20 protein-coding genes and 1 pseudogene are annotated in these 22,797 nt (G+C 34.9%); 6 read left to right on the forward strand and 15 right to left on the reverse strand.

Annotated features, from left to right (window positions below; genetic code table 11):
- Positions 1–153: 153 nt before the first annotated feature.
- Positions 154–912, forward strand: coding sequence for a metallophosphoesterase family protein (locus AXG55_RS04820; protein ID WP_233231387.1), 759 nt, complete (start codon positions 154–156; stop codon positions 910–912).
- A gap of 5 nt (positions 913–917) precedes the next feature.
- On the opposite strand, the gene folE2 is transcribed toward AXG55_RS04820, so the two are convergent.
- Together folE2 and AXG55_RS04830 are read right to left on the reverse strand one after the other, a co-directional pair.
- Positions 918–1,703: a GTP cyclohydrolase FolE2 gene (gene folE2 / locus AXG55_RS04825; RefSeq protein ID WP_148696998.1), complete on the reverse strand. Its 786-nt coding sequence runs from the start codon at positions 1,701–1,703 to the stop codon at positions 918–920.
- Between the two features lie 31 nt (positions 1,704–1,734).
- Positions 1,735–2,223, reverse strand: coding sequence for a hypothetical protein (locus AXG55_RS04830; RefSeq protein ID WP_148696999.1), 489 nt, complete (start codon positions 2,221–2,223; stop codon positions 1,735–1,737).
- 98 nt (positions 2,224–2,321) lie between these two features.
- Between AXG55_RS04830 and AXG55_RS04835 the strand changes: the two genes are divergently transcribed.
- Positions 2,322–2,729: an OsmC family protein gene (locus tag AXG55_RS04835; protein ID WP_148697000.1), complete on the forward strand. Its 408-nt coding sequence runs from the start codon at positions 2,322–2,324 to the stop codon at positions 2,727–2,729.
- On the opposite strand, the pseudogene AXG55_RS04840 reads toward AXG55_RS04835, so the two are convergent.
- The 13 genes and pseudogenes from AXG55_RS04840 to AXG55_RS04900 form a co-directional block, all read right to left on the reverse strand.
- A pseudogene (locus AXG55_RS04840) lies at positions 2,729–2,869 on the reverse strand (HIT family protein); the annotation flags it as partial. The gene AXG55_RS04835 and the pseudogene AXG55_RS04840 overlap by 1 nt on opposite strands.
- Before the next feature lie 80 nt (positions 2,870–2,949).
- Positions 2,950–4,107: a metallophosphoesterase gene (locus AXG55_RS04845; RefSeq protein ID WP_148697001.1), complete on the reverse strand. Its 1,158-nt coding sequence runs from the start codon at positions 4,105–4,107 to the stop codon at positions 2,950–2,952.
- A 6-nt stretch (positions 4,108–4,113) separates the two neighbouring features.
- The gene (locus tag AXG55_RS04850) at positions 4,114–5,373 is read right to left on the reverse strand and encodes a type II secretion system minor pseudopilin (protein ID WP_148697002.1); all 1,260 of its coding nucleotides are present in this window, start codon (positions 5,371–5,373) and stop codon (positions 4,114–4,116) included.
- A complete protein-coding gene (locus AXG55_RS04855) occupies positions 5,364–6,116 on the reverse strand; it encodes a type II secretion system protein (protein ID WP_233231389.1) in 753 nt (250 codons plus the stop codon). The genes AXG55_RS04850 and AXG55_RS04855 overlap by 10 nt, the downstream gene beginning before the upstream one ends.
- Positions 6,116–6,790 (reverse strand): type IV pilus modification PilV family protein, encoded by a 675-nt coding sequence (locus AXG55_RS04860; protein WP_148697004.1) that lies wholly within the window; start codon positions 6,788–6,790, stop codon positions 6,116–6,118. Before AXG55_RS04860 ends, AXG55_RS04855 begins: the two co-directional genes overlap by 1 nt.
- Entirely contained in the window at positions 6,762–7,559 is a 798-nt protein-coding gene (locus tag AXG55_RS04865; protein ID WP_148697005.1) for a prepilin-type N-terminal cleavage/methylation domain-containing protein, read from the reverse strand. Before AXG55_RS04865 ends, AXG55_RS04860 begins: the two co-directional genes overlap by 29 nt.
- 44 nt (positions 7,560–7,603) lie before the next feature.
- Positions 7,604–8,062, reverse strand: a complete 459-nt coding sequence (locus AXG55_RS04870; protein WP_148697006.1) for a type II secretion system protein GspG — start codon at positions 8,060–8,062, stop codon at positions 7,604–7,606.
- Between the two features lie 52 nt (positions 8,063–8,114).
- The gene (locus AXG55_RS04875; RefSeq protein ID WP_148697007.1) at positions 8,115–9,344 is read right to left on the reverse strand and encodes a type II secretion system F family protein; all 1,230 of its coding nucleotides are present in this window, start codon (positions 9,342–9,344) and stop codon (positions 8,115–8,117) included.
- A gap of 1 nt (position 9,345) precedes the next feature.
- Positions 9,346–11,169: a GspE/PulE family protein gene (locus AXG55_RS04880; RefSeq protein ID WP_233231390.1), complete on the reverse strand. Its 1,824-nt coding sequence runs from the start codon at positions 11,167–11,169 to the stop codon at positions 9,346–9,348.
- A gap of 22 nt (positions 11,170–11,191) precedes the next feature.
- Positions 11,192–13,627 (reverse strand): type II secretion system secretin GspD, encoded by a 2,436-nt coding sequence (gene gspD, locus AXG55_RS04885; RefSeq protein WP_148697009.1) that lies wholly within the window; start codon positions 13,625–13,627, stop codon positions 11,192–11,194.
- On the reverse strand, positions 13,624–14,586 hold the full coding sequence (locus AXG55_RS04890; RefSeq protein WP_148697010.1) for a PDZ domain-containing protein: 963 nt from the start codon (positions 14,584–14,586) through the stop codon (positions 13,624–13,626). The genes gspD and AXG55_RS04890 overlap by 4 nt, the downstream gene beginning before the upstream one ends.
- Positions 14,583–15,512, reverse strand: a complete 930-nt coding sequence (locus AXG55_RS04895) for a PDZ domain-containing protein (RefSeq protein ID WP_233231391.1) — start codon at positions 15,510–15,512, stop codon at positions 14,583–14,585. The genes AXG55_RS04890 and AXG55_RS04895 overlap by 4 nt, the downstream gene beginning before the upstream one ends.
- 19 nt (positions 15,513–15,531) lie before the next feature.
- Complete coding sequence (locus tag AXG55_RS04900; RefSeq protein ID WP_148697012.1) at positions 15,532–17,157, reverse strand: SpoIIE family protein phosphatase; 1,626 nt, start codon at positions 17,155–17,157, stop codon at positions 15,532–15,534.
- Between the two features lie 171 nt (positions 17,158–17,328).
- Here AXG55_RS04900 and AXG55_RS15025 point away from each other — a divergent pair, with 171 nt between their 5' ends.
- The 4 genes from AXG55_RS15025 (at position 17,329) to AXG55_RS04920 (ending at position 22,591) form a co-directional block, all read left to right on the forward strand.
- On the forward strand, positions 17,329–19,212 hold the full coding sequence (locus AXG55_RS15025; RefSeq protein WP_272866911.1) for a methyl-accepting chemotaxis protein: 1,884 nt from the start codon (positions 17,329–17,331) through the stop codon (positions 19,210–19,212).
- Between the two features lie 166 nt (positions 19,213–19,378).
- Positions 19,379–20,851 carry a sigma 54-interacting transcriptional regulator gene (locus AXG55_RS04910; RefSeq protein WP_148697013.1) on the forward strand — a complete coding sequence of 491 codons (1,473 nt, stop codon included), beginning with the start codon at positions 19,379–19,381 and terminating at the stop codon, positions 20,849–20,851.
- A gap of 317 nt (positions 20,852–21,168) precedes the next feature.
- Positions 21,169–22,050 carry an RCC1 domain-containing protein gene (locus AXG55_RS04915; protein WP_148697014.1) on the forward strand — a complete coding sequence of 294 codons (882 nt, stop codon included), beginning with the start codon at positions 21,169–21,171 and terminating at the stop codon, positions 22,048–22,050.
- Positions 22,028–22,591: an RCC1 domain-containing protein gene (locus AXG55_RS04920; RefSeq protein ID WP_148697015.1), complete on the forward strand. Its 564-nt coding sequence runs from the start codon at positions 22,028–22,030 to the stop codon at positions 22,589–22,591. The genes AXG55_RS04915 and AXG55_RS04920 overlap by 23 nt, the downstream gene beginning before the upstream one ends.
- Positions 22,592–22,797 lie beyond the last annotated feature (206 nt).

Raw genomic sequence — 22,797 nt, forward strand, 5'->3', positions numbered from 1 at the left:
GCAGCATGTTGTTTATTCGATTGTTAATTTTGAGTTAAATAACTATATTAATAGTCAATTTGAGTTTAATGAAAGTGAAATAGAAATTATTAATGATCAGGATGATTTAAATGTTATAAGAATAAATAACTATATTAAAAAGGAGAAATGTTTGTGAGAATAATACAAATTTCAGATTTGCATATAAAAAAAAATAAGGATGCTATTTTATACAATGCAAATCCAAGAAAAAGTTTAGAATTAACCTTAGAACAATTATTAAAAGAAAAAAATGATTTTGATATATTATTACTCACAGGAGATATTTCGGATGATGGGAGTTTAGAATCCTATGAATTTGTTTTAAATTTATTAGAAAAAACAAATAAAATGATTTATTATATAAATGGTAATCATGATAATAAAAATAATTTAATATCAAAATTTTCAAAGTCGATTTATTTTCGTCAATTAGACGAGTTAGTAATAAATAACTGGTTATTTATTGGTCTTGATTCATGTGTTGAAGGCAAGGATTTGGGTTTTTTATCCAATATTGAAATTCAAAAATGTGAGAGTTTAATTCGGAAATATGATAATTCTAAATATAATATTGTTCTTGTTGTTCATCATCATCTCCTTCCCGTGGGCACGCCTTTAATTGATGATTGTCCTATTATAAATAGCACACAATTATTAGATATTATAAATAACAATAGACAAATAAAAATAGTTATAACAGGGCATGTTCACAATGATTATTCAATTCCAATTAATGAACTTGCAAAGTTAGAAACAGGTCTTTCTTCATTTGCTCAATTTAAAAAAGGAGGTTCAAATGAGGTAGAAGACATTGTTAAAGGTTACGGCTATAAAATATTTGAATTTACAAAAGATTTTTATTCAACTTCACAGGTATTTATAAAAAATTAAAAATGTTAAAGATCATCACTCTTAACCATCGCCCAAGCGTTATGGTTATGAATGGATTCAAAGTTTTCGGCACTGACTTCAAAGCGCAGAGCGCAGTTTTTTTCTTTAAGTTGGATGGCAGCCTCGCGCACGAGGTCTTCAACAAAACGGGGCGTATTGTAGGCTTTTTCGGTGACAAACTTTTCGTCTACTCTTTTTAAGACAGGATAAATAGCACAACTCGCTGCTTTTTCAGCAACTTCAATACATTCTTTTATGGATAATTTAGGATTCCAAAGGGAAAGAGTCATATGGCTGCGTTGGCTGTGTGCCCCATTCTCTGAAATAGCTTTGCTACAAGGGCAAAGGCTCGTTACAGGAATTTGAAGTGTCAGTTGCGTTTCTGTATTTTTAGAGTTTTTTTTCGCTTTAATTTTTAAAGCAACTTTAATGTCGGTTAATCCTCGCGTTTTTGAAACAGGAGCAAATTTTTCGTAAAAATAAGTGAATTTTGTTTCAATAAAAGCAGTGTCACTTTGTAATTTTTCATTGATTTCATGAGCCATATGTTCAAATTTTTTTAAATTAAAATAAGGGGCAAACTCATATAAGATAGAAGGGAAGCGACTCATATGAGTGCCTTTTTTTTCGGCAGGGAGCTCTACAAAAAAAGAAAACACTCCTGTGCTTGGCAAGGCGGCAGATTCCTTTTCATCACGATCATAAAAAAAGAGGGGATGAGAGACTTCTTTAATTCCTACTTTGGAAATTTTTACCATTCTTTGATCGCGAATATTTTGTGTATCTTGCATAACAGACCGTCTTTATAATTTAAAAATAGAATTAATTTGAGCTTACTTGAGTAGGGTATTCCATAAATAGGGGGCGGCCAATTTCTTTACGGGAAGGCCAAGGCATGCCTGCAATTAAAATAAGCAAAGCTATGGTATTATAAATAGCGCATTTTTTATGCTTTGTTATTGAATTTTGTGCTTTCTTAGAAAGAGTTCTTCCTAATTGTACAAAAATGACAAAAATAATCATAGCAACGATGTGCTCCACAGCCCAAAAACGAAGTGACTGATTTTTCATAGCAACACCCATATTATTCATTGCCATGTTTGTTATGGGGCTCAAGCTAAAATACAAAAACAGTCCTATGAGCAATTGCAAATGAGTGAATCCAATAAAAATTCCGCCCATTATTTTATCGAATTTTAAATATGCGGAGCTCTTTATCCAACCTGAAAATGATCTGAAAAGAACAATTATGAGACAAAAAGTCACAATCCAACGTAGCCATGAATGAATAAATAAAATGACGTCATACATTGATAAAAATCCCTCCTATTGACCTCACATGTCACTAGTGTTATGCCGTCCGGAGTTATACTGCAAGGATTTCTCCAACTTTTTTAAAAGGCAAAAAAATGTCATTTAATTTAATAGGTCAATTGGTAGTGCCTCAGTCCACAGAACTTACCCATGTTTATTCGGGCACGAAAATTAAAACCACCCCTCCTCTCGACAATGGAGGTGATGGAAGTGCTTTTTCTCCCACAGATTTATTTGCTATTTCTTTAGGTGCTTGTGCAACAACTATAATGTCTATGTTCGCTCAAAAAAATAAAATCCCCTTGGAGCACATTCGTTTTGAAGTCGATAAAATTATGTCTGCTTCCCCGCGTAAAATAGCGAAAATTATGGTTAAATTTTATATTAAATCCTCTGCGTCTGATGATGATTTCAAAAGAATTATGGGCGCTGGCAAGGCCTGTCCTGTGCGTGTCACAATTCAGAATTCAGTAGAAATTGAAGAAGAGTATTTGCGAGTTTAGTGTTCTTTTGGAATGACAACAGTGAATCCTTTTGTATTAGGATATGGTGTTAAAAAAGCCATAAAATGTTCATCTTCCCAAACTTGAAAACATGTTTCTTTATGTCTTGCAAAATCACAAAATAAACAGTTTGTAGACATATTAAACCCCACGTTATTAAATAGAAATTTAAAATAGAAAACAATTAATATTTTGTCAATTTTTTAAATTAAAAATAATTTTATTTAGAAAAGAATGTCATTAAAGTAATTTCACAATTTGTGCCAAGACGCATGGGTGGACCCCAAAAACCTGTACCTTGATTGACATAAATTTGTTGATTTGAATTAATTTGATATAAGCCTTTTACGTATTTTTGATCTTTTTTTACAATATATTGCAATGGCCATATTTGTCCTCCATGGGTATGACCCGAAATTTGCAGATCTATAAAAGGAAAATGTGCTAAAAGCCGGGCGTCTTTGGGTTGATGCGCCAGTAAAATATTTAAAGCTTCTTCTTTAGGAGCACCATTGAAATTTAAATGATTCACCGCTTGTTGTAGCCTTTTATCTAACTTTCGCGGAATTTTTTCATAACTTAGCCAATGTCTATCTTCAATTCCTAAAATATTTATTGCAATATTATCAATTGTTACAGTTTGTGAAGAATTAGAAATTACTTTCCATTTAAATTTATCGGCAAAATGATGTTTCCAATTTTGTGGTCCACTATAATATTCATGGTTACCTGTGATATAAAAAATTCCATATTTTGCATAAAGATCTCCCAAGGGAGCAATTTCTTTCTTAAGTTGATTTAAAGAGCCATCCATTAAATCACCTGTGATAAAAATAATATCTGGATTTAATGAATTTACAGTTTCTGCTAAATACTTCATTCTTTTTTTGCCAATAAGACCTGAAACATGAATATCGCTGAGTACAACAAATTTTAAATTTTTAATGTTATTGGGGAGTATGCTTTTTACTTTAATGTGCGTATGAATGACTTCAGGCCTTTTTAATGCTAAGTACATTGCGTAAAGTGTTAAAATAGTTCCTGAAAAAATTACAAAGAAACAAAGATGAATTGTACTTTGATGAGTTGCTTTTAAATACATATTTATGGGAGAGGTGAGAAGGCAAACAATTGTAAATAAAAATGCCACACCCATCCAGATAAACATGATGAGTTCAAATATCTTTCTCAAAAAATGAGGGACAATGCGCAATATAATAAAACCAAAAAAAGTGATTGACCAGAGGCAGATAAATATTGTGATCCAAAGTGTGCTTTTGCCAAAAATAGGATCTACAAGTCTAAGATATAAATAATAATGCCCAATTAAAGTAACAAATAAAGCAACAGAAATTGAAAAAAGCATTTTTAAAAACATAACACCTTACTTCCAACTGCTGTATAGAATTGTAAAATTTGGAGGATCTTGAGGTTTATTCGTATTATTGTTTGAATTTGGGGGTTGATTTGTATTTGGATTATCTTTATTATTTGCTGAATTATTTGTATTTTGATTGTCTTTATTATTTGCTGAATTATTTGTATTTGGTTGAGCTGCTGAAGTTTTTTGTTGTAAGATAACCACAAGCGTTTTTTCAACACCATTGACAACACCTCTAGATTCTACTTTAAAAATCGTATCTTTGTTCCCAAAGAAATTCTTTGCGATATCTTCAGAATCGGAATTTCCTTTGAATCCACTTAAGTTTTTTGAGAACCAGTCAGAAATATTATCTTTAAACCCACTTTTATCTTGGAATATTTCAAATTTATCCCAATCTTGATCAATAATTTCTTGGGCTTGTGGTGTTAATAGCGCAGTTATCAGTTCAATGGGAACGGAGTTTAGATTTAAGGATTGTGACGCCTTACCTGAAATAGGCCATATTGTAAAATAAGGGGAGTACATCTCATAGATATCATCGATATGAAAGCCAGGAATACGTCTCAGTTCCTCTAAGGACTCTAACGCCGCATTTTTAGGTCGGTATTTTGCGCCGATGGCATCGTAATCTTTTTGTGTTGTATTTTGTAAGTAGTTATTTGTTGTTGATATTTTAATGTAACTTGTTAAGTTATCAACCAATTGCTGAGGTGTATATCCTAATGTTTCTAAAAATTTTTGGGAATCGGGGGCTGAGAAAATACGTAGCAGAGCTTTTTGTGCCGTAGCTGAAAAATTAGATTGCAAAGTATTTAAATTGAATTTTGCATTTTCAGAGGAGATATTTAGGACAAAGTAACCAGGCACAACTTTCAGAGCTTCTTGAATGCTGGGTGAGATGGCTCCTGATATTTTTGCGCCAGAAAGTTCTTCAAGTTTTTGTAATCCTGAAGATCCTATAGGTTGTCCATTTAATAAGTTATACATATTTTTAGGAATAGGAATAAGTGGGTTTCCTTGGTATTTTTCAGATAATATACTTAATGAGAGCATGAGTTTTGCAAATTCAATACCTGTTAAAGCTGTGGATTGGGCATCGAGAGCGTTTCTTTCTTCGATGGCGCTGCGCGCTCCGACTTGAGTTTGGTAAACAATATCACTAATTACACCCATAATCATAGCAACAAAGACTAAGACAAAAATTAATGCGAAACCTTTTTGTTTATTTCTTATTTTATGAATAATTTTTTTTAATTCCATTTGTATTCTCCTGAAAAGGGAGTGAGATCAGGAGAATCTAGCGTTTTTAAAATATAAACAATGGTATCTAAAGTAATCGTTTTTCTTTTTATAGCAGTTGCAGGAGACAATTCCTGCAACTGTTTATCTCTACTTGATTCGGTAATATAACTTTCTAAATGTATTTTAACCAATTTAGGAAGTTTATTTTGTGTTTCATTTGTTGTTGAGTCCCAACTTGTACGATATTCATGTCCATCCCAAAATGAAACATAAAAATCTTTTAAATCGGGAACGATAATTTCAGAATAACCAACACCTTGAAGTTCAATATTTTCAATCATATCTGTATCTACAATGCGAATAAGTTGACTCTTTTTTGAGTCCTTTGGGTCAGGGCGTGCATAATAACGCACAAGTGCAAAATTACTTTGGTTTGAATCACCTAGATACGATTTATGATTCTGTACTGTAAAAATAAAATTAAAATTTTTATATGTAAATTGTGGTGGAATTTGTCTGTTTGAAATATTTAATGAGCCATAATCACTTGTATTTGGTAGATAAGATCCTTGTATATCGTCAAATATACGCTGCATAGCCATATTTATGGAATGATGTGCCGCGTTTTGTTCTGTTACTTTTTCTCTTGTTAAAATTTGTGTCGATAAAATATTAATTGTCAAAACACCTATTGTTGCTAAAATTGAAATAGCTAAAATGATTTCAAGTAATGAAAAGCCTTTTTGGGAAAAATTTTTCACTATGGCCCCCCATTATTTTGATTGTTGTTTGATGGTGTATTGTTACTATTATTTGAATTATTTTTTGATCCGCCAAAGTCAGGTAAAACCATGTTTGTAAAAATTTTTTTATCAATAAAAAAGAAACCTTCTTCTATGGTTTTTTGAAGAACGCCACTGGTCCATTTCACTTCAATAACAACATTGCTAAAAATTCCTTTTGGATTTGTTCCCGAAGTGGAATCAAGCATTCCTGTAACTGAGGCAAGCATTTTATCTACATCAAGATTTTCATTTCCCCCTGGATTAACAAGGTTATATACTCCTAGAGAACTGGTTAAAAAATGTGATACCTTTACATCTTTAAGTTCTTTGCGTGTGATTGTTGTAGTAAATTGGTTATCTGTTTCCCAAGGAACGGTCGTTTTTTCAGGTATTTCTGCTTGCCCTTGAACATCTACTATATACTGCATTTGTGAAATGGCAGAGCGGGCAGCCCAGGATGCACGCATGCTATCGCTTGCGATTTGAGTAACTGAAATAATAGAAGATTGTAATCCAACAACACTGGCAACAACGATAGATAAAATTCCAATGGCAAGAATACACTCAAGTAATGTAAAGCCTTCTTGCTTATTTTTAATTGTAGAGTTTAAAATATTTTTTTTATTTTTTAGGTATAGTGAAGTTTGCATCTTGAAACCCTTCAAGCAAATGAGATTCGCCTGTTAAAGTATTTAAATTTATTGTATACCGTGGTCCCTCATCATCCAGAGCATTTTTGTTGTTACTTTGTGTGGTTCCTAATTTGACAGATGCTGGGGTGGCTGTGCCATTTGGTAAAAAATAAATATATGCATAAACTTTTTTTGTTTTATCTTGACTTGATAATACTTCAACATAATCATATTTTTTAAGTGAAACCATAGATGATATTTGTGCAAAAACAATATTACCTGGGAGTTTTTGTCGGTAAGTAACAGAGTCGTTAATTTCGCGCCAAGCAAGCGGACGAAGTATTTTTCTTTGAACCACAGGAATACTGCGTGAAGAATAATATTTTGGATTTGTACTTGTGCTGCCTGTCATTTCTCGGCTAGCAGAATTTTTTGCTTTTTCGTCAAAACTTTTAAGCAATTGTTTTTTTTTATCTTGTTTTGCGAGAGAGTCAATTTCACTGTCGGTATCGGGCAGAGGAGGGCGTCCTTCAAATCCAAGAGGAGCTTGTTCTACCCAATATTCTCCGGATTTGATATCGAAAATCATACGATTTAAGCGTCCTGAAAAAATAGCATCGTCGTAGGCATTACGAATTTGAGCTGTTACGTTACGTAGAGCAGAAGACATTTGAGAATCTACTGTTAAGGTTAAATTGGGCAAAATCACAATCGCGAGAGTTCCAATTAAACCAAGAACAATGATGATTTCAATTAGGGTAAATCCCTGTTCATTTGTTTTTTTCATATTTCTTTTTACAGAGGCTTTCCTGTGCAAAAGCAGGCAAGAATTCAGTTGGCAGCTCCTGCTTCAGAGCCTTTGCAGTCGACTTTTTTTCCATTAAGATAACAAAGAGAAGTGGGGCTATTTGGAGTTCCTTCAGATCCATAAGATGCAATATAAGGACCCTTTGGTGTTAACTTATATTCAAAAGCATTTCCCCAACCGTCTTTTAAATCATCATCAGAAGCAATGGGTGTCCCAGGATTGGTTGTCAAGGCAGAGAGTCCTTGAGCTGTTGTAGGAAACTTACCTGTTGCAAGTTGATATTGAATGAGTTTTGATTGAATAGTATAGGCTTTTGTATCTGTAATTCCTGATTTAGCATTATCGGTACCACCTGAAATACGTGCCACAATAATACCCATTAAAGTACCAATAATGGCAACCACGATAATGATTTCAATAAGAGAAAAACCTGCTTGTGGATTTACTGATTTTTTTAATTTAAAAAAATTTTTTATTTTCATAAGTACGGACCCTCATAGTCTAAAAGAATTTTTATTATACTGATACCTTGACTCAATGCAACTGATTCATTGCGGCCATCATGGGGCCAATAACGGCCATCACCATCATAAACACAATGATTGCCATAAATATCATCATGGCTGGTTCAATAAGTCGTGTTGTTGCTACAATTTGGTTATTGACATCTTCATCATAAACTTCTGAAATATTAACGAGCATTTCTTCTAATTGACCCGTTTTTTCACCAGTGCGTAACATGTGAATAACCATTGTGGGAAAACGTCCTGTACGTTCTAAAGCCGTTGCTAATTTGTCTCCATCTTGAACTTTTACAATAGCTTCATCCAGTGCTTTTTCCATTACCGTATTTCCAACGACTTTCCGAGTGAGTTGGAGCCCTTCCACAATTCTTACTCCACTGGATAAAATTGTGGAAAGTGTTTTTGAAAATCGCGAAACGGTTACTTTTTGAATAAGAGGACCAATAATAGGCGCGGTATAAATAAATAAATCAACTTTGTATCTTCCTTTTTCTGTTTTTGACCAGGAATATAATGCAAATAAAGTACCTAATAATAAAATAATACAAATCAACCACCAGTCTTGTAACCATGTTGAGATGTCATTCATGATAATTGTATACCAAGGCAGTGTTACTTTAAGGGTTGAAAATGATTTCGTCATTTGTGGCATGACTTTGACAAATAAATAAATGACAACGGCAATAGCCATGACAACCATAAGAGCAGGATATGTTAATGCGCCAACTACTTTTCTCTTGATTTCAATTTGATAGGAAATAAATTCTGATAATCTTTGCATGACTAAAGGAAGTGCTCCTGCCTTTTCTGCCGCTGCAATCATATTAATATAAATTGATGAAAATACTTTAGGAAAATTTTTATGTGCATCAGATAATGATTTTCCTTCGGAAACCAATTCTCTAATTTTAATATACACTGATTTTAGTTCTTCATTTTCGACTTGTTCAGAAATGGCTCTGAGTGCATCATTGATATCTACTGCGGAACGTAACAAAATAGCAAATTGTTTGGTTGCAATCGCAATGTCTTCTGGTTTAGGTGGTTTGCGATTTAATATCGCAATAATACTTGTGTTACCTTCTGCAGCACTCGCTCTACTATCGAGTCTCATTTCAATAACATAAATGCTTTGTTTTTTTAGTTTTAATTTTGCATCTTTCGGCGACTCTGCTTCAATATATGCTTTTATTTTTTTTCCGGTTTTTGAGTGCTGGCCTCTGTAAAAATACATCGGCATATTATGTTACCTCTTTTTCTTGATCAGACTCTACTTGTGTCGCATAGAGTGCTTCTTCAAGAGTGGTTTCACCGTTTATAAAGCGTTCTTGTGCAGAATCGCTTAATGTTTTCATGCCGCGCTGCACGCACATTTTTTTCAAACTGGCACCATCAGAACTTTTTAATACAAAATTGCGAACGGCATCATCAAAGACAAGAAGTTCATAAATTCCAATTCGCCCCGAATACCCAGAGGATTTGCATTGATTGCATCCGCCATCTTTTGCTTTGTAAAATACTTTACCTACGGTATCTTTTTTGCTTAAGCCAATTAAATTCAGTTCCTCTGCCGTGTGATTTGCAGGTTCTCGACAATGGAAACAAACTTTTCGCACTAATCTGACTGCTAAAATAGCAACAACCGCAGTGGTAATTTGGAAAGGCTCAATTCCAAAATCGACTAACCGCGTTACAGAAGCAGCTGTATCATTGGTGTGTAAAGTGCTAAAAACCAAGTGACCTGTTATGGATGCTTGTACCGCAATTTGTGCTGTTTCTGAGTCACGAATTTCACCTATAAGAATAATATTTGGGTTTTGACGTAAAATGGAACGCAATGCGGCAGCAAAACTCAAACCTGCTTTGTCGTTGACTTCCACTTGACTGACACCAGGTAATTGAATTTCCACGGGATCTTCAACTGTAATAATGCTCACATCAGGTTTGTTAATATGCATTAATGCCGATGCCAGAGTGGTTGTTTTACCTGATCCTGTAGGGCCTGTTACCAAAACTATGCCGTGTTTTTGATTAATCATTTGCTTAAAGTTTTTGAGAACGGCTTTGGGAATGCCAATGTCATCAAGATGAGGTAGGCCGCCGGATTTATCCAAAATACGTAGCACAATACGTTCGCCGAATTTAATAGGAAGAGTACTTACGCGCACATCGATTTCTCGCGTTCCCACTTTTAATGTAATACGTCCATCCTGAGGAAGACGGCTTTCAGCTATGTTTAATTTCGCTAAAATTTTGATACGTGTTGAGACACTGGATTGATATTTTTTAGGAATGACACGAACTTCGCGAAGCCGGCCATCAATACGAAAGCGAACTGAAACGCGATCTTCAAAAGGTTCAATATGAATATCTGAAGCTTTTTCTGAAATACTGCGACGAATAATCGCTGTCACTTCACGACGAACGGGCGCTTCTTCGTTGTCTTGCAAAAGGTTATGAGCGACATCCAAACCTTCAATGCCATCAATTTCATCATCAGCACCCAAACCTTTATTTTGATCAACAAGTTCTTGTCTTTCAAATACATTATTGATTGCCATTTCAACCAAATCTTTGGGAGCGACAATACGTTTGATATTTTTATTTAATAACACACGCAGATCATCAATACTTTCTGTATCCAGGGGATGTGATACAGCTACTGTTACGTTAAGATTATCTTCACTAATCGGAATAAACATATGTTGTAGACAAAAACTAATATTTAATTTTTGAATAAGCTTAGGACTGATTTCTTGGAATGGAAAATTTTCCCTGAATTCCAAATTTAAATGTTTTGCTAATGCTTTGAGCATATCTATTTCGAGAATGACTTCATTTTCAATTAATATTTCGCTTAAGCTTCTGCTGGTCGCTTTTTGCTCTTCTATTGCTTCATCTAATTGCTTTTGGGAAACACGAAAATCTTCAACTAAAATTTCATCTAAACTTTTAATTTTAGATATAATTTTATTCTGTTGAAAATTTTCTTTGTTTACTTTTATTTTAGAAAGAATGTCATTTGCCACATCATTCTTTCCCATGTCTTGTTCCCTTGTTGTCATTGAACTACATGCGCCTCTTGAGTTAGTTATTATTAAATGGAGGAGGTGGTGGTGGCGGTGCGGACTGTGGAAAGCCAAAACCTCCTCCCCCACTTTGATTGCTTGAGGGAGCATTAATAGGATTAGGGTCTTCACTAGGTAAAATTGTTTTTTTAGGCAAAGGATCCATTCCATCTACAAGGGGATTTGCTGTTTCTTTATTATTTTGAGAGTCATCATTTTTAGGTTGCGGTGCTTTACCTGCATTTTCGTCAGGAAGTTTTGAATAAAATTCTTCATCTTTAAATTTTGAACCATAATAAACTTTTAAAAACTCATCTCTGTCTTTAATTTTTTGCAGATATATTTTTTCAAGATCTTCTGATTTCCGAACAATATGTGGTGTGACAAGAAGCGTTAAACTTGTTTTCACTTTTTTATTTGTTGATGTTTTAAATAACCACCCAAGAATAGGGATATCTCCTAATAAAGGAACTTTAGCTTCGGAAACCGTTGTTCTGTCTTGGGTAAGGCCACCAATAACTGCCGTTTGTCCATTTTGCACAACTAATAAAGACTCCGCCGTCCGTTTACTTATAGGATTTGGATATCCGGTAGCTGCATTAGGAGGACCGCTGTCGTCCAATTGCAGGTTGATTTTCATAGATACGAAATCGGCACGTGATATTTGTGGTGTTACTTTTAGAGCTGTTGTTACGGTATATTTTTGATTTTGCGCCACAGTCCCCCCACTAGAAGTAGGATTGGGAACATAGGTAGTTACACTGTATTCTTGGTTTGAGGAGAAGCTCGCAGGCTCATTGTCTGAAACCATCATACTTGGTGTTTGTAATACATTGGAGTTTGTATCCGTTTTCAAAGCAAAAATGAGGGCTCCTGGAGTTAAACTAAAAGGTCCTAAATTAATTGAACTTGTACTCATAATGCCCAGTAAAGCTTGCTGTCCGGCACCTTTCATTAGACCGCTAGGATCGGGAGTTTGACCTGTTTGGTTAAAAAATAAGGGAGCTCCTTGGGCGGCATTAAAACCAAACGGAGAGGTATAACGGCCATTGGCAACAGTAGAACCACCTAAAACCGAAGGGCTCCATTCAAATCCATTATCTATATTCAAATCGATAATGTTGGCTTCCACATAGACCTGAGCACGGCGTTTATCGAGCTGTGCAATAATGTTATCCAGTTCGTCATAAGCCGATTTTGTACCCTGTATGACTAATGAATTCGTAGCTTTATCCGCAGTGACTTTAACGCCATTGAGATCGGCTACTGCCTGTCCTGTTGTGCTCGATCCACCAGGAGTTCCAGGCATAGGAGGTGGCGGTGGATAAAAAGGAGGTCTGTAGGGGCTGTTTTGATTTTTAGAACTTTGAGTTAATGCTTGTAAGGTTTGCGCGAGTTTTTCGGCATCAGCGTAGTCAAGGGGGCGAACGCGTACCATAGTTTGAGAGTTTTGATCCATGGCGGGTTTGTCAATGCGTTGAATAAAACGAACGACATCGTCTAAACCACTGGCAGGCCCTACCAAAATGACGGAGTTTGTGCGCTCGTCGGCCAAAACTTTTTGAACGCTTAAGGAAGGACCTGTTTTATTGCCAAATATATCATTTACTTTTGCAACGGTGTCTTTAGAATCCATGTAATTAATGGGAATAATAGAGACCACGGGTTGATTGACTTTGGAATCAAGGAGTTTAATCACTTCTAAAATACGTCTTATGCGATTTCCTGTATCGGTTAAAATAAGGGAGTTTGTTGTTGTAAAAGCAGCATATTGTGTCACCCCAAGTAAAGGGCGTAATTGATTGATTACAGAATTGGCGTCAATATAGCGTAAGGGTATAACTTGATTGATGATTTCGTCTGTAGAAGGCGACCAATTTTCCCCATAATAAGTTTTAATATTAGAAGATTTTGCATTTGCAATGGGGAGAATTTTAACGATAGATCCTGTGTCAACAGTTGTAAATCCTGAAATATTTAAGGCGCTTAAAAAGGCTTGATAGGCCTCTTCTTTTGTTACAGGTTCTGGAGAAATAATAGAAATACGTGAAGAACCCGCTACGCCCTGTGCCAAAACAAAGTTTTTACCTGTCCACATGCCCACTGTCTTAATAAGATCGCTCAGATTTGCACCATTAGGAAAATCGATGGTTACTAAATCCTGACCGTGTGGAATGGAGTCGGATTGTGATTTTTTGGAGGATTCGAGTTGGACTTGTGGAGTGGACTTAGGTTTACTTGGCTGTATTTTTGAAGAATTATTGTTATTCAAAGGTTGCGATGGGGGTGCGGGTGTTGGGTTTGGAGGTGCAATGGGAGGGGTTTGTGCAATAAGTGCGTTATGAAAAACGGAACTTACCAATGTTGCTGCAATGGCAATCTGTAGCCTTTTCCCTTTTGCTTCTTTTTGTAATGGGATAAAAAATTTATTTTTTTTCTTTAATTTCTGATTCATCTAACTGTTACCTTTTTAGTCATCTGTACGCCAGCCCTTTTAATTTGCAAAGTAATGTTTGTCTCATCTTGCAATGCTTCATAGATTTTAAAGCCCTGCGAAGGATCTTCTAAGTTGATGCCATTAACACTTGTGATAATATCTCCATTTTCAAATTTCATTTTTTCAAAAATACTGCCTGGTGAAATACCATAAATTTTAAATCCCACTGTTTTTCCACTTGCGGATTCGGGTACAAGACGTGCCGAATTTAAAATTTTTGAAAATCCAGGACCAATTTGATCACTTACATATTCTGAATCAAGTTCGTAAACTTGTTCATTATCCATGTCAGTATTATTTTGGGAATTTTTTACTGATGCTTTTACTTGAGTTCTTGTGTAAAGACATATTTTTTTATTGAGATGTCTTATTTGTACTTCATAAGGACTTGCTATTTTATAAACTTGATAAACATCATGTTCAATAAATGTTTGTCCTTCTCTATAAACATCAGCTGTTTCTACTCGAGAGTCTTTAAATGTTACTAAATTTGTATTTGAATTTCCAGTATAAAGAATGCCTACAAGGTCAACAGGAAGTTTTCCATCGCTTGTGTTACAAGAAACAGATTCAAAGTTTTTAATTAAGCCTAATGGATTATCATCTGAATCTTCCGAAGGAATATCTCCCGTTGCATTAAAGACATTTCGATTGATCACATTTTTTTTAATTTGTGTGTAGGATTGTCCAGAACTATGCACAAGATTATAAGTTAATGGTGCTTGAGCCCCTGATTTTTGAGAGTTCAGTAAATTTATTGAAATAATAGTATTGAATACTGAGGTTCCAACAAATATTCCACTGACAGCAATGGCAAAATTACGAATAAATAATACATTTTTTTTGTTGCTAATTTTCTTTAGCAATTTATTTTTCTTTGTTATTTTTAAATGAATTTCTTTTATTTTATGTATCATTGTACATTCACTTTAAATGAAATAGACTGTCCCCCTCTAATTACATCAAGTTCGATAGTGTTTTCATTGCGCATCGAATTTAAAGTTTGGATGGCTCTTGCGGCGTCATTGAGTTCAATGCCGCTGATGCTCGTGACGATATCTCCATCTTTTAAACCGAGCTTCGAGTAAACACTATTAGGAGTGATATTTGAAATAATAAATCCTTTGACTTGACCTCCTACAAGATTAGGGCTTGCTTTCGCTTCTTCTAATGTTTTTGCGAAATTATTTGTTAAAATATTATTTACCCATTGTCTTGTCGCTGTTGTATTTAATCCGTCTCTTTCAAATCCATCTTCTTTATAACTTGCTCCCGAAGCATTTTGAGGCGTTCGTGATAATCTTTCGCTAGGTGGTTTGGGGTAATTTAAAGCGATGTATTCGGGGCATTGTTTTTTTGTAATTAATATTCGGCTTTTTTCAATAGATGTGAGAACGCCGCCTTGAGGTAAAGAATCTCCTTCTTTGTAAACACTTCCGACGCCGCTTTCGAAAACAACGAGACTGTTTATTGATGAGCCTCCATATAATATTCCCGTTATTTTATAGGGTAAGTCGGATTTATAAGGTTCCATAGGACAGACGGTATTTCCATTATCTTCGGCATCTGGAATTAAACCTTTTACATTAAATATATTTCGGGTAATAATGGGATTTAAATTGTGCTCAAAAGAGTTTTTTTGTTCATATTTAGGTATGCTTGTATGGTATGTTTCCTTATTAGGAGAGGGTTTCCACACCAGACTTATGAGTGTCGTTGAAAGACCAAATAAAAAAACAACTCCTGTTATAGAATAAGCATATGGTAATACTTTTTCAGCTTGAGGTATAGTTAAGTCAGGTGAATATAATTTATATTTTAACTTAGAAACAAATGGTATCATTTTATACAAATTCTTAAAATTAAGGTTGTTTGATCCTTGTAACGACAACTGTAATATCATCTTCTAAGGGCTTTCCAGCACCATAGAATTCAAGGCTATCTTGCAAAAGCAGTGAAATAAATTCTGAACTCGCTTTTGTGTAGTTTTTTTCGATAAACTTACGAAGCCTGCGTTTGCCGTACTCTTCATCTTTATCATTTTTATTTTCAATTAAACCATCAGTATAAAATAAAATAAATTCCCCTCCTAAAAGTGGAATTTCTTTTTTCTCAAAGACCTTATTATCAATGCGCGTTGCACCAATATTTCCTAGGCGATTTCCACTCGCAATCAGTGTTTCCACTTTTTTGTCTTCCCTAACAATTAATGGAAAATTATGACCTGCATTAGCAAATCGGATAACCTTCTTTTCAAAATCAAATACACATGAAAAACATGTCATGTTGTAACTGACGTCACTATGACCCATGCTGGAAAGCACTGTATCAAATCCTGATAGAATGTCATCTACATCAAGATTTTCTCCAGCAAAAAGTTTGCTCTTTACAGATACAAAATATCCTGAGATTGCAGCTGTAACCATGGCGCTGGCTGTACCATGTCCGGTCACATCGGCAATGAAGACGTAAAATTTATCTTTAAGTGTTATGGTGTTCCACCAGTCTCCTCCACAAAAGGCTGCTGGTATAGCAGTTCCTGCACAATCTATTTTGTCATGTTCGGGAGCAATTTGAGGTAAAAAAGTTTTTTGTACCAGTTGGCTTGTTGCTAATTCCATTTCTAATGTTCTACGCTGTCCTTCTTTTTCCTCAATTTCTTTTTTTATTTGATCATATCGTTTTGCCAACTCTTCATTGGCACGTCCCAATTCATAATTACTTTTATTGACCTGATTAAAGAGGCGAACGGTTTCTGCTTGGTTTTTTGCGATCATAGTATAACCTAGCAAAACACCCGTGGTGCTTTCAATTTTTACCCCATTAATAGAGAAAGGTAATAATTCTCCTTCTGAGGTTTGTACAAACACTTCAACGTCTCTCACAAAACCCTGCGTTGTAAATTGAATTTCAAGTTCCAGATAATAATCTACGAGACTTTCGGCATGTGGAAATAATTTACGAATATGTTGTCCAATGAGATCGGACTGTGAAAAATGAGTTGTTTCACATGCGGATTTATTGGCTTTCATAATAATGCCATCTTGATTTAACAAGAACATCATTTCAAACATATTGTCGACAACTTGGTCGATGAATCGTTGGTGCTCTAGAATTCCACGTGCGACTTCAAGAAGTTTTAAATGTGATTCAGAGGTAAAACTATTAAGTTGTTCTTCTGGGAGAAGATCTAGTTTTTGTAAAGAAACCATTTGAATTGTCTGTAAAAGTTTTTGTGTAGGATTTGAAAATTCTTCGTGCCATTCTCTAATTAATGCTTGAGTTTTTTGCGCCATAAAAAACGTAAAAAATCCAGAAATGATAATTATGATAATAATTAAAATATTAAATACAATGTTAGGAATGAGGATATTTGCAATAATACCAATTACAATTATAAGACTAACAAAACCATACAAATTATTTAATAAGCTTGTAAGGTTTTTTGTCCATTTTTCAATGATGTCTTCAATTGTTATCGCACTCAAACTATAAGTCTCCTCGTCTCCATCCTAGCCCTATCGATGGAAATGGGATGTCAGTTAAATGAAACTTTGAAATCTTCTTTCACTATGTCAATACTGTGGCTCCTCATTAAGATGTTACATTAACCGATGACACTAAAGGACAAGAATTTTCGACTGCGGCTGGAGAACTTCATGGAAGAGATCCGATTTAAACCAACAATATTTGTTCTTATTGCTATCATTGGAGCCGTTGCTATTGCTGCCACGGGATTTTTATCAACTGACTGGATGTTAACGACAGCTGTCAGTGTTGTTTTGTTTTTACTTTCCTATGTGTGGTTTTTTTCTGTAAGAAAAAGAATAGATGAAATTCTTACCCATGATCTCGATAAAATTGCGAATGAAGCAGCAAGAGCTATTCGTGATGAAATTGAATCAGGACCTGCAGTAACATCAGAAAGATCTTCAGTAGAAAAAGAAAAACATCTTGAAGGCAAAGAAAAAGAATTAATTGCTCGTGAAAAAGATTTACAAAAGAAAATAGAGGATTTGGAGACAAAAAGAAAATCATTTGAACAAGCAACAACAATACCTTCTATTTCTCCATCATCTTCTTCTTCCAAAGATTCACCATCTAAAGAAGATCAATTACAGCGAGAAATTATTGCCTTGCGTCACCAGCTGCTTCATATGGAAGAAGTCAATAATGCTAGGTTATCTACATTGCAGCATGAGTTTCAATCTAAAAATGTTCAAGCACAAAAAAATATGGAATTTTGGAAATCCAGTGCTGAAAGCATGAATAAAAAACTTCAAGATCAAAAGAGAGAGTTTGATTCCTTAGCGAAATCCTTAGAAAGTCGAGCTGTTCTTGCTGAAGAAAGAGGACTTGATCAACAAAATAAATTAACAAGATTGCAGCTTGATGCATCACAAAAAGAAATTGGTGTGAGTGAACAGGTGCAAAGACTCGAAGAAATTATTTCACTCGTTCCAGAAATGACCAATCAACTTCATAACGTAACACATCAGACAGAGCGTAGTGCGATTGAGATTGGCGATAAAGTACGCTTTATTTATGAGAAAGCTCAAGAGCATCTCGAAGAGTCCAATGAGATATCTGCTCAGTTTAGAGGAGGTAAAGGTAACAATAGCAATACCTCTTTAAGTGAAGTTATTCAAAGTAGCTTATCTTTGTTACGTGAAATGATTGAAATGTTGGAACACAACTCAAAATTGAACATGGATTATTCTCAAGCTATTGATACCATTCTTGTGAATACAGCAGAAATTAATAAAATCAGTGACGAAATTCAATATATTTCTGACCAAACAAACCTCCTTGCGTTAAACGCCGCCATCGAAGCGGCACGAGCTGGTGAGCATGGTCGTGGATTCTCGGTGGTGGCAGAAGAAGTTCGTAAACTTTCGGATCGTACCAGTTTAGCAAGTAACAATATTATTCAAATTGTCGGCAAAGTGAACTCCAGTGTTCGTGACATTAGTAGGAGTTTATTAGAAAACTTAAAGAAAAATACGGAAAAGAAGACACATGTGGATCATGCCGTGAATGAATTGGTTCGTACCGCTGAAGAAAGTACAGAAGTGTTTACGAAACTGATTTCAAACGCTGTGGCAAGCTCGGAAAGTGTGGCAAAGAATATCGATCAGATTATCTTAAGTTTACAATTCCAAGACATAACGAAACAACAAATTGATCAAGCCTTGCAACCCTTGGACAAAATAAAAATTAATATAGAAGAATTGCTGAATAAAGCCTTACAAAACGATGCTCTTGCCTTAAAAGCGGCGCATCAGCAAGGTGGTAGTGGAGGCGGTGGTTCTGAAGGTGGTGGCAACAGTGGAGGAGGTGGTGCCTCTGGTGGTAGTACACCACCTCCTACAATGCCTTCGGGAACGCCACCGCAAACTCCTCCAGCTGGAGTAGCTCCAAAAGCCAGTGCACCTCCTCCTAGCGCTCCAAAACCGGCGCCTGTGGCTCCCAAACCTGCGGAATCGGCTCCTCCTGCCGCTGATGATGAATCTCTTGTAAAAGGCGATGTGGTGTTTTTCTAGTTCTTTCTCAGCCCTCTTGAACTCCTTAAAAGATTTGCCGAAAAAACTCCCATTTGTGGTCTTGTTTAAATAATTGCAAGGTGCAATAATATAAGACAGTAAACCAAATAAATCTTTTTTTTGAACGAGTGACACATTTCATGCCACTAATGTAGAGGGGGAGTCCGTGAACGGATCGTACGCGCTTATGGGTTCAAGTGCCATTATTCGGCATGTGCAACACCTCGTATATAAAGTTGCAGAATTATCAACGGCTGTCTTGATTACGGGGGAGCCGGGGACAGGCAAGGATGCTATTGCAAAAATCATTCACGAACGTTCCAATAGGGGTAAAAATCCTCTTATCCCTTTGAAATGTAGCACAGGGCAGGATGAGAGTTTAGAATTGGATTTATTTGGCTATGAAGCAGGATATTTTCAAGGCAATGCACAAGCGAGACTGGGATATTTGCAAGAAGCTATAGGTGGTACTCTGTATTTAGATGAAATTGGAAAGCTGCCTTTAAAGTTACAAGCGTCTTTATTAAAAGCAATGAATGATGGGATGATTCGGAGTTTTGGAGGAAAGACAGATATTCCTATCAATGTCAGAGTGATTTGTTCTACTTCTATTGATTTAGAGCAACTTGTGAAACGGGGGCATTTTTTAGAGGATCTTTATTATAAACTATCAAACTCTTCAATTTATTTGCCACCTATTAGGGAAAGAAGAGAAGATATTCCTATTTTAGCAGAGTTTTTTGTCCAAAAGTTTAATCAATTAAAATCTAAAAAAATTGTTGGTATTTCTCATGATGCCATGAATGCTTTATTGCAAAATGTATGGACTCATAATATTCAAGAACTTGAAAATTTAATCGAAAGAATTGTTGTATTAAAAAATTCGGGAAGTATTGATATTTGTGATTTGCCACCCCGGTTACGTAATTTAGTGACAGATAATATTGATGCTTTTTATGATAGAACTAGTCAAGTTCAACAAAATATATCTCCTATTCCGATGGGAAATCAGAATAATTATCATAATGTTTCACAGCAAAATATGCCTCATTTTTCAAAAATGGGACAGCAAAACATGAATTCTGTCAATAATTATTCACAATCTTTATCAAGAGATATTAACTCACAAAGTAATCATACTCCGACTCTTTCAAAAGGAAATTTAAATTCGAATAATTTGCAAAATAATTATTCGCAAAACAACGCTGTTCAAAATAATTATAACCAAAATTTTAATCCGTCACAATCTTCAAATCATTCGAATCATAACCCTCTAGCGCGCCCGAATATGTTTGAGGATATTCCTAGTGAAATTGATCAATTTATTAAAAAAGAAATTGATTTAGGATCTGGTATTGATTTTTATAGAGTAGTTGAAGAGTTTGAAAATCGTCTTATTTCTGAAGCTTTAAGAAGAACAAATCATAATAAAAATAGAGCTGCTCAACTTCTCTCTATGAATAGAACAACTTTGGTTGAAAAATTAAAGAAACGGGCAACCTCATCTCCAATTAAGGCAGAGACGGGGCGCGTAAAAAGAAATTCAGCTTTTACTATTTTTGATGGCCTAGGAAATGATAGTTCAGATTTTGATGCCATTGATTTTGTAAATTTATCAACCGAAGATAGCGCTTCATAAAATTTAAAATAAATCGTAAAAATTTACTACAAATAGCTTCATGATAATTTAAAATATCCAACTTTTAAAAAATATATTCATAAATATTTAATTTATTTGTAATGTTTTATTTATTAAATTTTAATAATTAATTAATTATTAAATTATCCTTATTTTTATGTATAAAAAAATAAAATATTGACTATAAATTATATTTCTCTTTTGTTTTTTAAAAAAAATACGAAAATAAAAATGCGGTTTAATTTAAAGTGATTTTTATTTAGGTATTGGAACTCATATATGTTTTATATTTTTGAATTAACGTTAGGAGTTTATTTGTGAAAAAATCAAATTTTCTTTGGTTGTTTTTTTTAATTCCTATTTACTATTTTCATAGTTGTACACCATCACGTAATTTACAAGATCCTCCTATGATACTAGAGCAATTAGAGCAATCTTTGAGCTCTGCTGGTTCACTTAAAGATTTAGCAAACTCATCACTCGCTGCAGGGAAAGTTGCTCAATATACAACACATGGAGGAAAAAATGGACTCATCTCTTTGGGAGACGCTAATGGTTGTGTTGTGATGGTTAATGGAAGGTTAAAATGTTGGGGATTGAATGCTAATAATCAACTTGGGTACATGCCAGGCTTAGGTCACATATCAACTGATCCAGATGAATTTTTAATTCTCGATCCTACTTTGGCTACGGCTGTTAATCCTAAAGAGGGCGATAATGACATTATAGCTTCTGTTGTTATGGGAAGATCATCGACATGCGCCAACTATGCAAGTGGTTATAAGTGTTGGGGAAAGCAAGATTATGGTGTTCTTGGGAATGGCATCACAATAGGTGATGCATTAACACCTCAACATGTCACAAATGCGGCGAGGCTCGTTTTAAAATCCGTGCAGCTTAATGATGGATATTCGTGTGTTCTGGATGAGGGGGGAAAAGTCACCTGCTGGGGGAAAAATGACAAGGGGCAACTTGGCAATGGAAATAATGTGAATTCGTATTCTGGAACTGAAGTTTCTTTGGGAGGTGTCGCAGCAACTCAATTAGTTTCTCATAATTTGGATAGCTGTGTTGTTTTATCAAAGGGAGAGGTAAAGTGCTGGGGGGGGGGATTTCCCAAATTCAGCAAAACTTTATACTCCCGTTTCAATTACGACAACTCATCCTGTAAAGTTTTTGGGAGGAGGTACAAGTCCTAGTCCTGTATTAATTTGTGCTGTTTTACAAGACACCACTGTTGAGTGTTTTGGAAATTCACAAAACACTCGTGGCGGATTTGGTAATGGAACTTTTGACACGCCTTCTTCTTCTACTAAAGGACAACCCGTTTTAAAAGATGACAAAACTTTTCTTACAGATGTTACAATGGTTGGCTCTGGTGTGGTGAAATCACAAACATCACAATCAAATATTAAAGTGCACACCTCTTTCGCCTGTGCCGTAGTTTCTAATACCTCTGTTTATTGTTGGGGTGGTAATTCAACGGGAAATTTAGGTAATGGCACTCTCGATGATTCTAACGTTGCAGTTAAAGTAAATCAATTGTGGAATCATAATTTGCATCCTGATTTAAAAATTATAGATTTAGCAGTTTCAGATGGTCGTGCCTGTGTTTTATTAAAAAACGACGATGTGTGGTGCTGGGGCGGTGGAGTTTATAACTCTGGTGAGCTTGGTATAGGAGGGCATAACCACAGATCTTCAATTCCCGTTAAAATATTAAATAGAACTGATCACTAATTATTAATTGCCGTGTTTCATTGAATAAGTAAAAATAAATTCAGCTTTTACTATTTTTGATGGCCTAGGAAATGAGAGTTCCGATTTTGATGCCATTGATTTTGTAAAATTATCAACCGAAGATAGCGCTTCATAAAATTTAAAATAAATCGTATCTTTTTTTTGAATTTTTTAATTAAATTTTTTTAAAAAATATATTCATAAAT

It is taken from the genome of Silvanigrella aquatica (genome assembly GCF_001907975.1).
GTDB lineage: Bacteria > Bdellovibrionota_B > Oligoflexia > Silvanigrellales > Silvanigrellaceae > Silvanigrella > Silvanigrella aquatica.

Coding starts and splice junctions, on each gene's coding strand:
- folE2 (WP_148696998.1), bottom strand. CDS start 1,703: ATGCAAGATACACAAAATATTCGCGATCAAAGAATGGTAAAAATTTCC.
- AXG55_RS04830 (WP_148696999.1), bottom strand. CDS start 2,223: ATGTATGACGTCATTTTATTTATTCATTCATGGCTACGTTGGATTGTG.
- AXG55_RS04835 (WP_148697000.1), top strand. CDS start 2,322: ATGTCATTTAATTTAATAGGTCAATTGGTAGTGCCTCAGTCCACAGAA.
- AXG55_RS04845 (WP_148697001.1), bottom strand. CDS start 4,107: ATGTTTTTAAAAATGCTTTTTTCAATTTCTGTTGCTTTATTTGTTACT.
- AXG55_RS04850 (WP_148697002.1), bottom strand. CDS start 5,373: ATGGAATTAAAAAAAATTATTCATAAAATAAGAAATAAACAAAAAGGT.
- AXG55_RS04860 (WP_148697004.1), bottom strand. CDS start 6,790: ATGCAAACTTCACTATACCTAAAAAATAAAAAAAATATTTTAAACTCT.
- AXG55_RS04865 (WP_148697005.1), bottom strand. CDS start 7,559: ATGAAAAAAACAAATGAACAGGGATTTACCCTAATTGAAATCATCATT.
- AXG55_RS04870 (WP_148697006.1), bottom strand. CDS start 8,062: ATGAAAATAAAAAATTTTTTTAAATTAAAAAAATCAGTAAATCCACAA.
- AXG55_RS04875 (WP_148697007.1), bottom strand. CDS start 9,344: ATGCCGATGTATTTTTACAGAGGCCAGCACTCAAAAACCGGAAAAAAA.
- AXG55_RS04880 (WP_233231390.1), bottom strand. CDS start 11,169: ATGACAACAAGGGAACAAGACATGGGAAAGAATGATGTGGCAAATGAC.
- gspD (WP_148697009.1), bottom strand. CDS start 13,627: ATGAATCAGAAATTAAAGAAAAAAAATAAATTTTTTATCCCATTACAA.
- AXG55_RS04890 (WP_148697010.1), bottom strand. CDS start 14,586: ATGATACATAAAATAAAAGAAATTCATTTAAAAATAACAAAGAAAAAT.
- AXG55_RS04895 (WP_233231391.1), bottom strand. CDS start 15,512: ATGATACCATTTGTTTCTAAGTTAAAATATAAATTATATTCACCTGAC.
- AXG55_RS15025 (WP_272866911.1), top strand. CDS start 17,329: ATGGAAGAGATCCGATTTAAACCAACAATATTTGTTCTTATTGCTATC.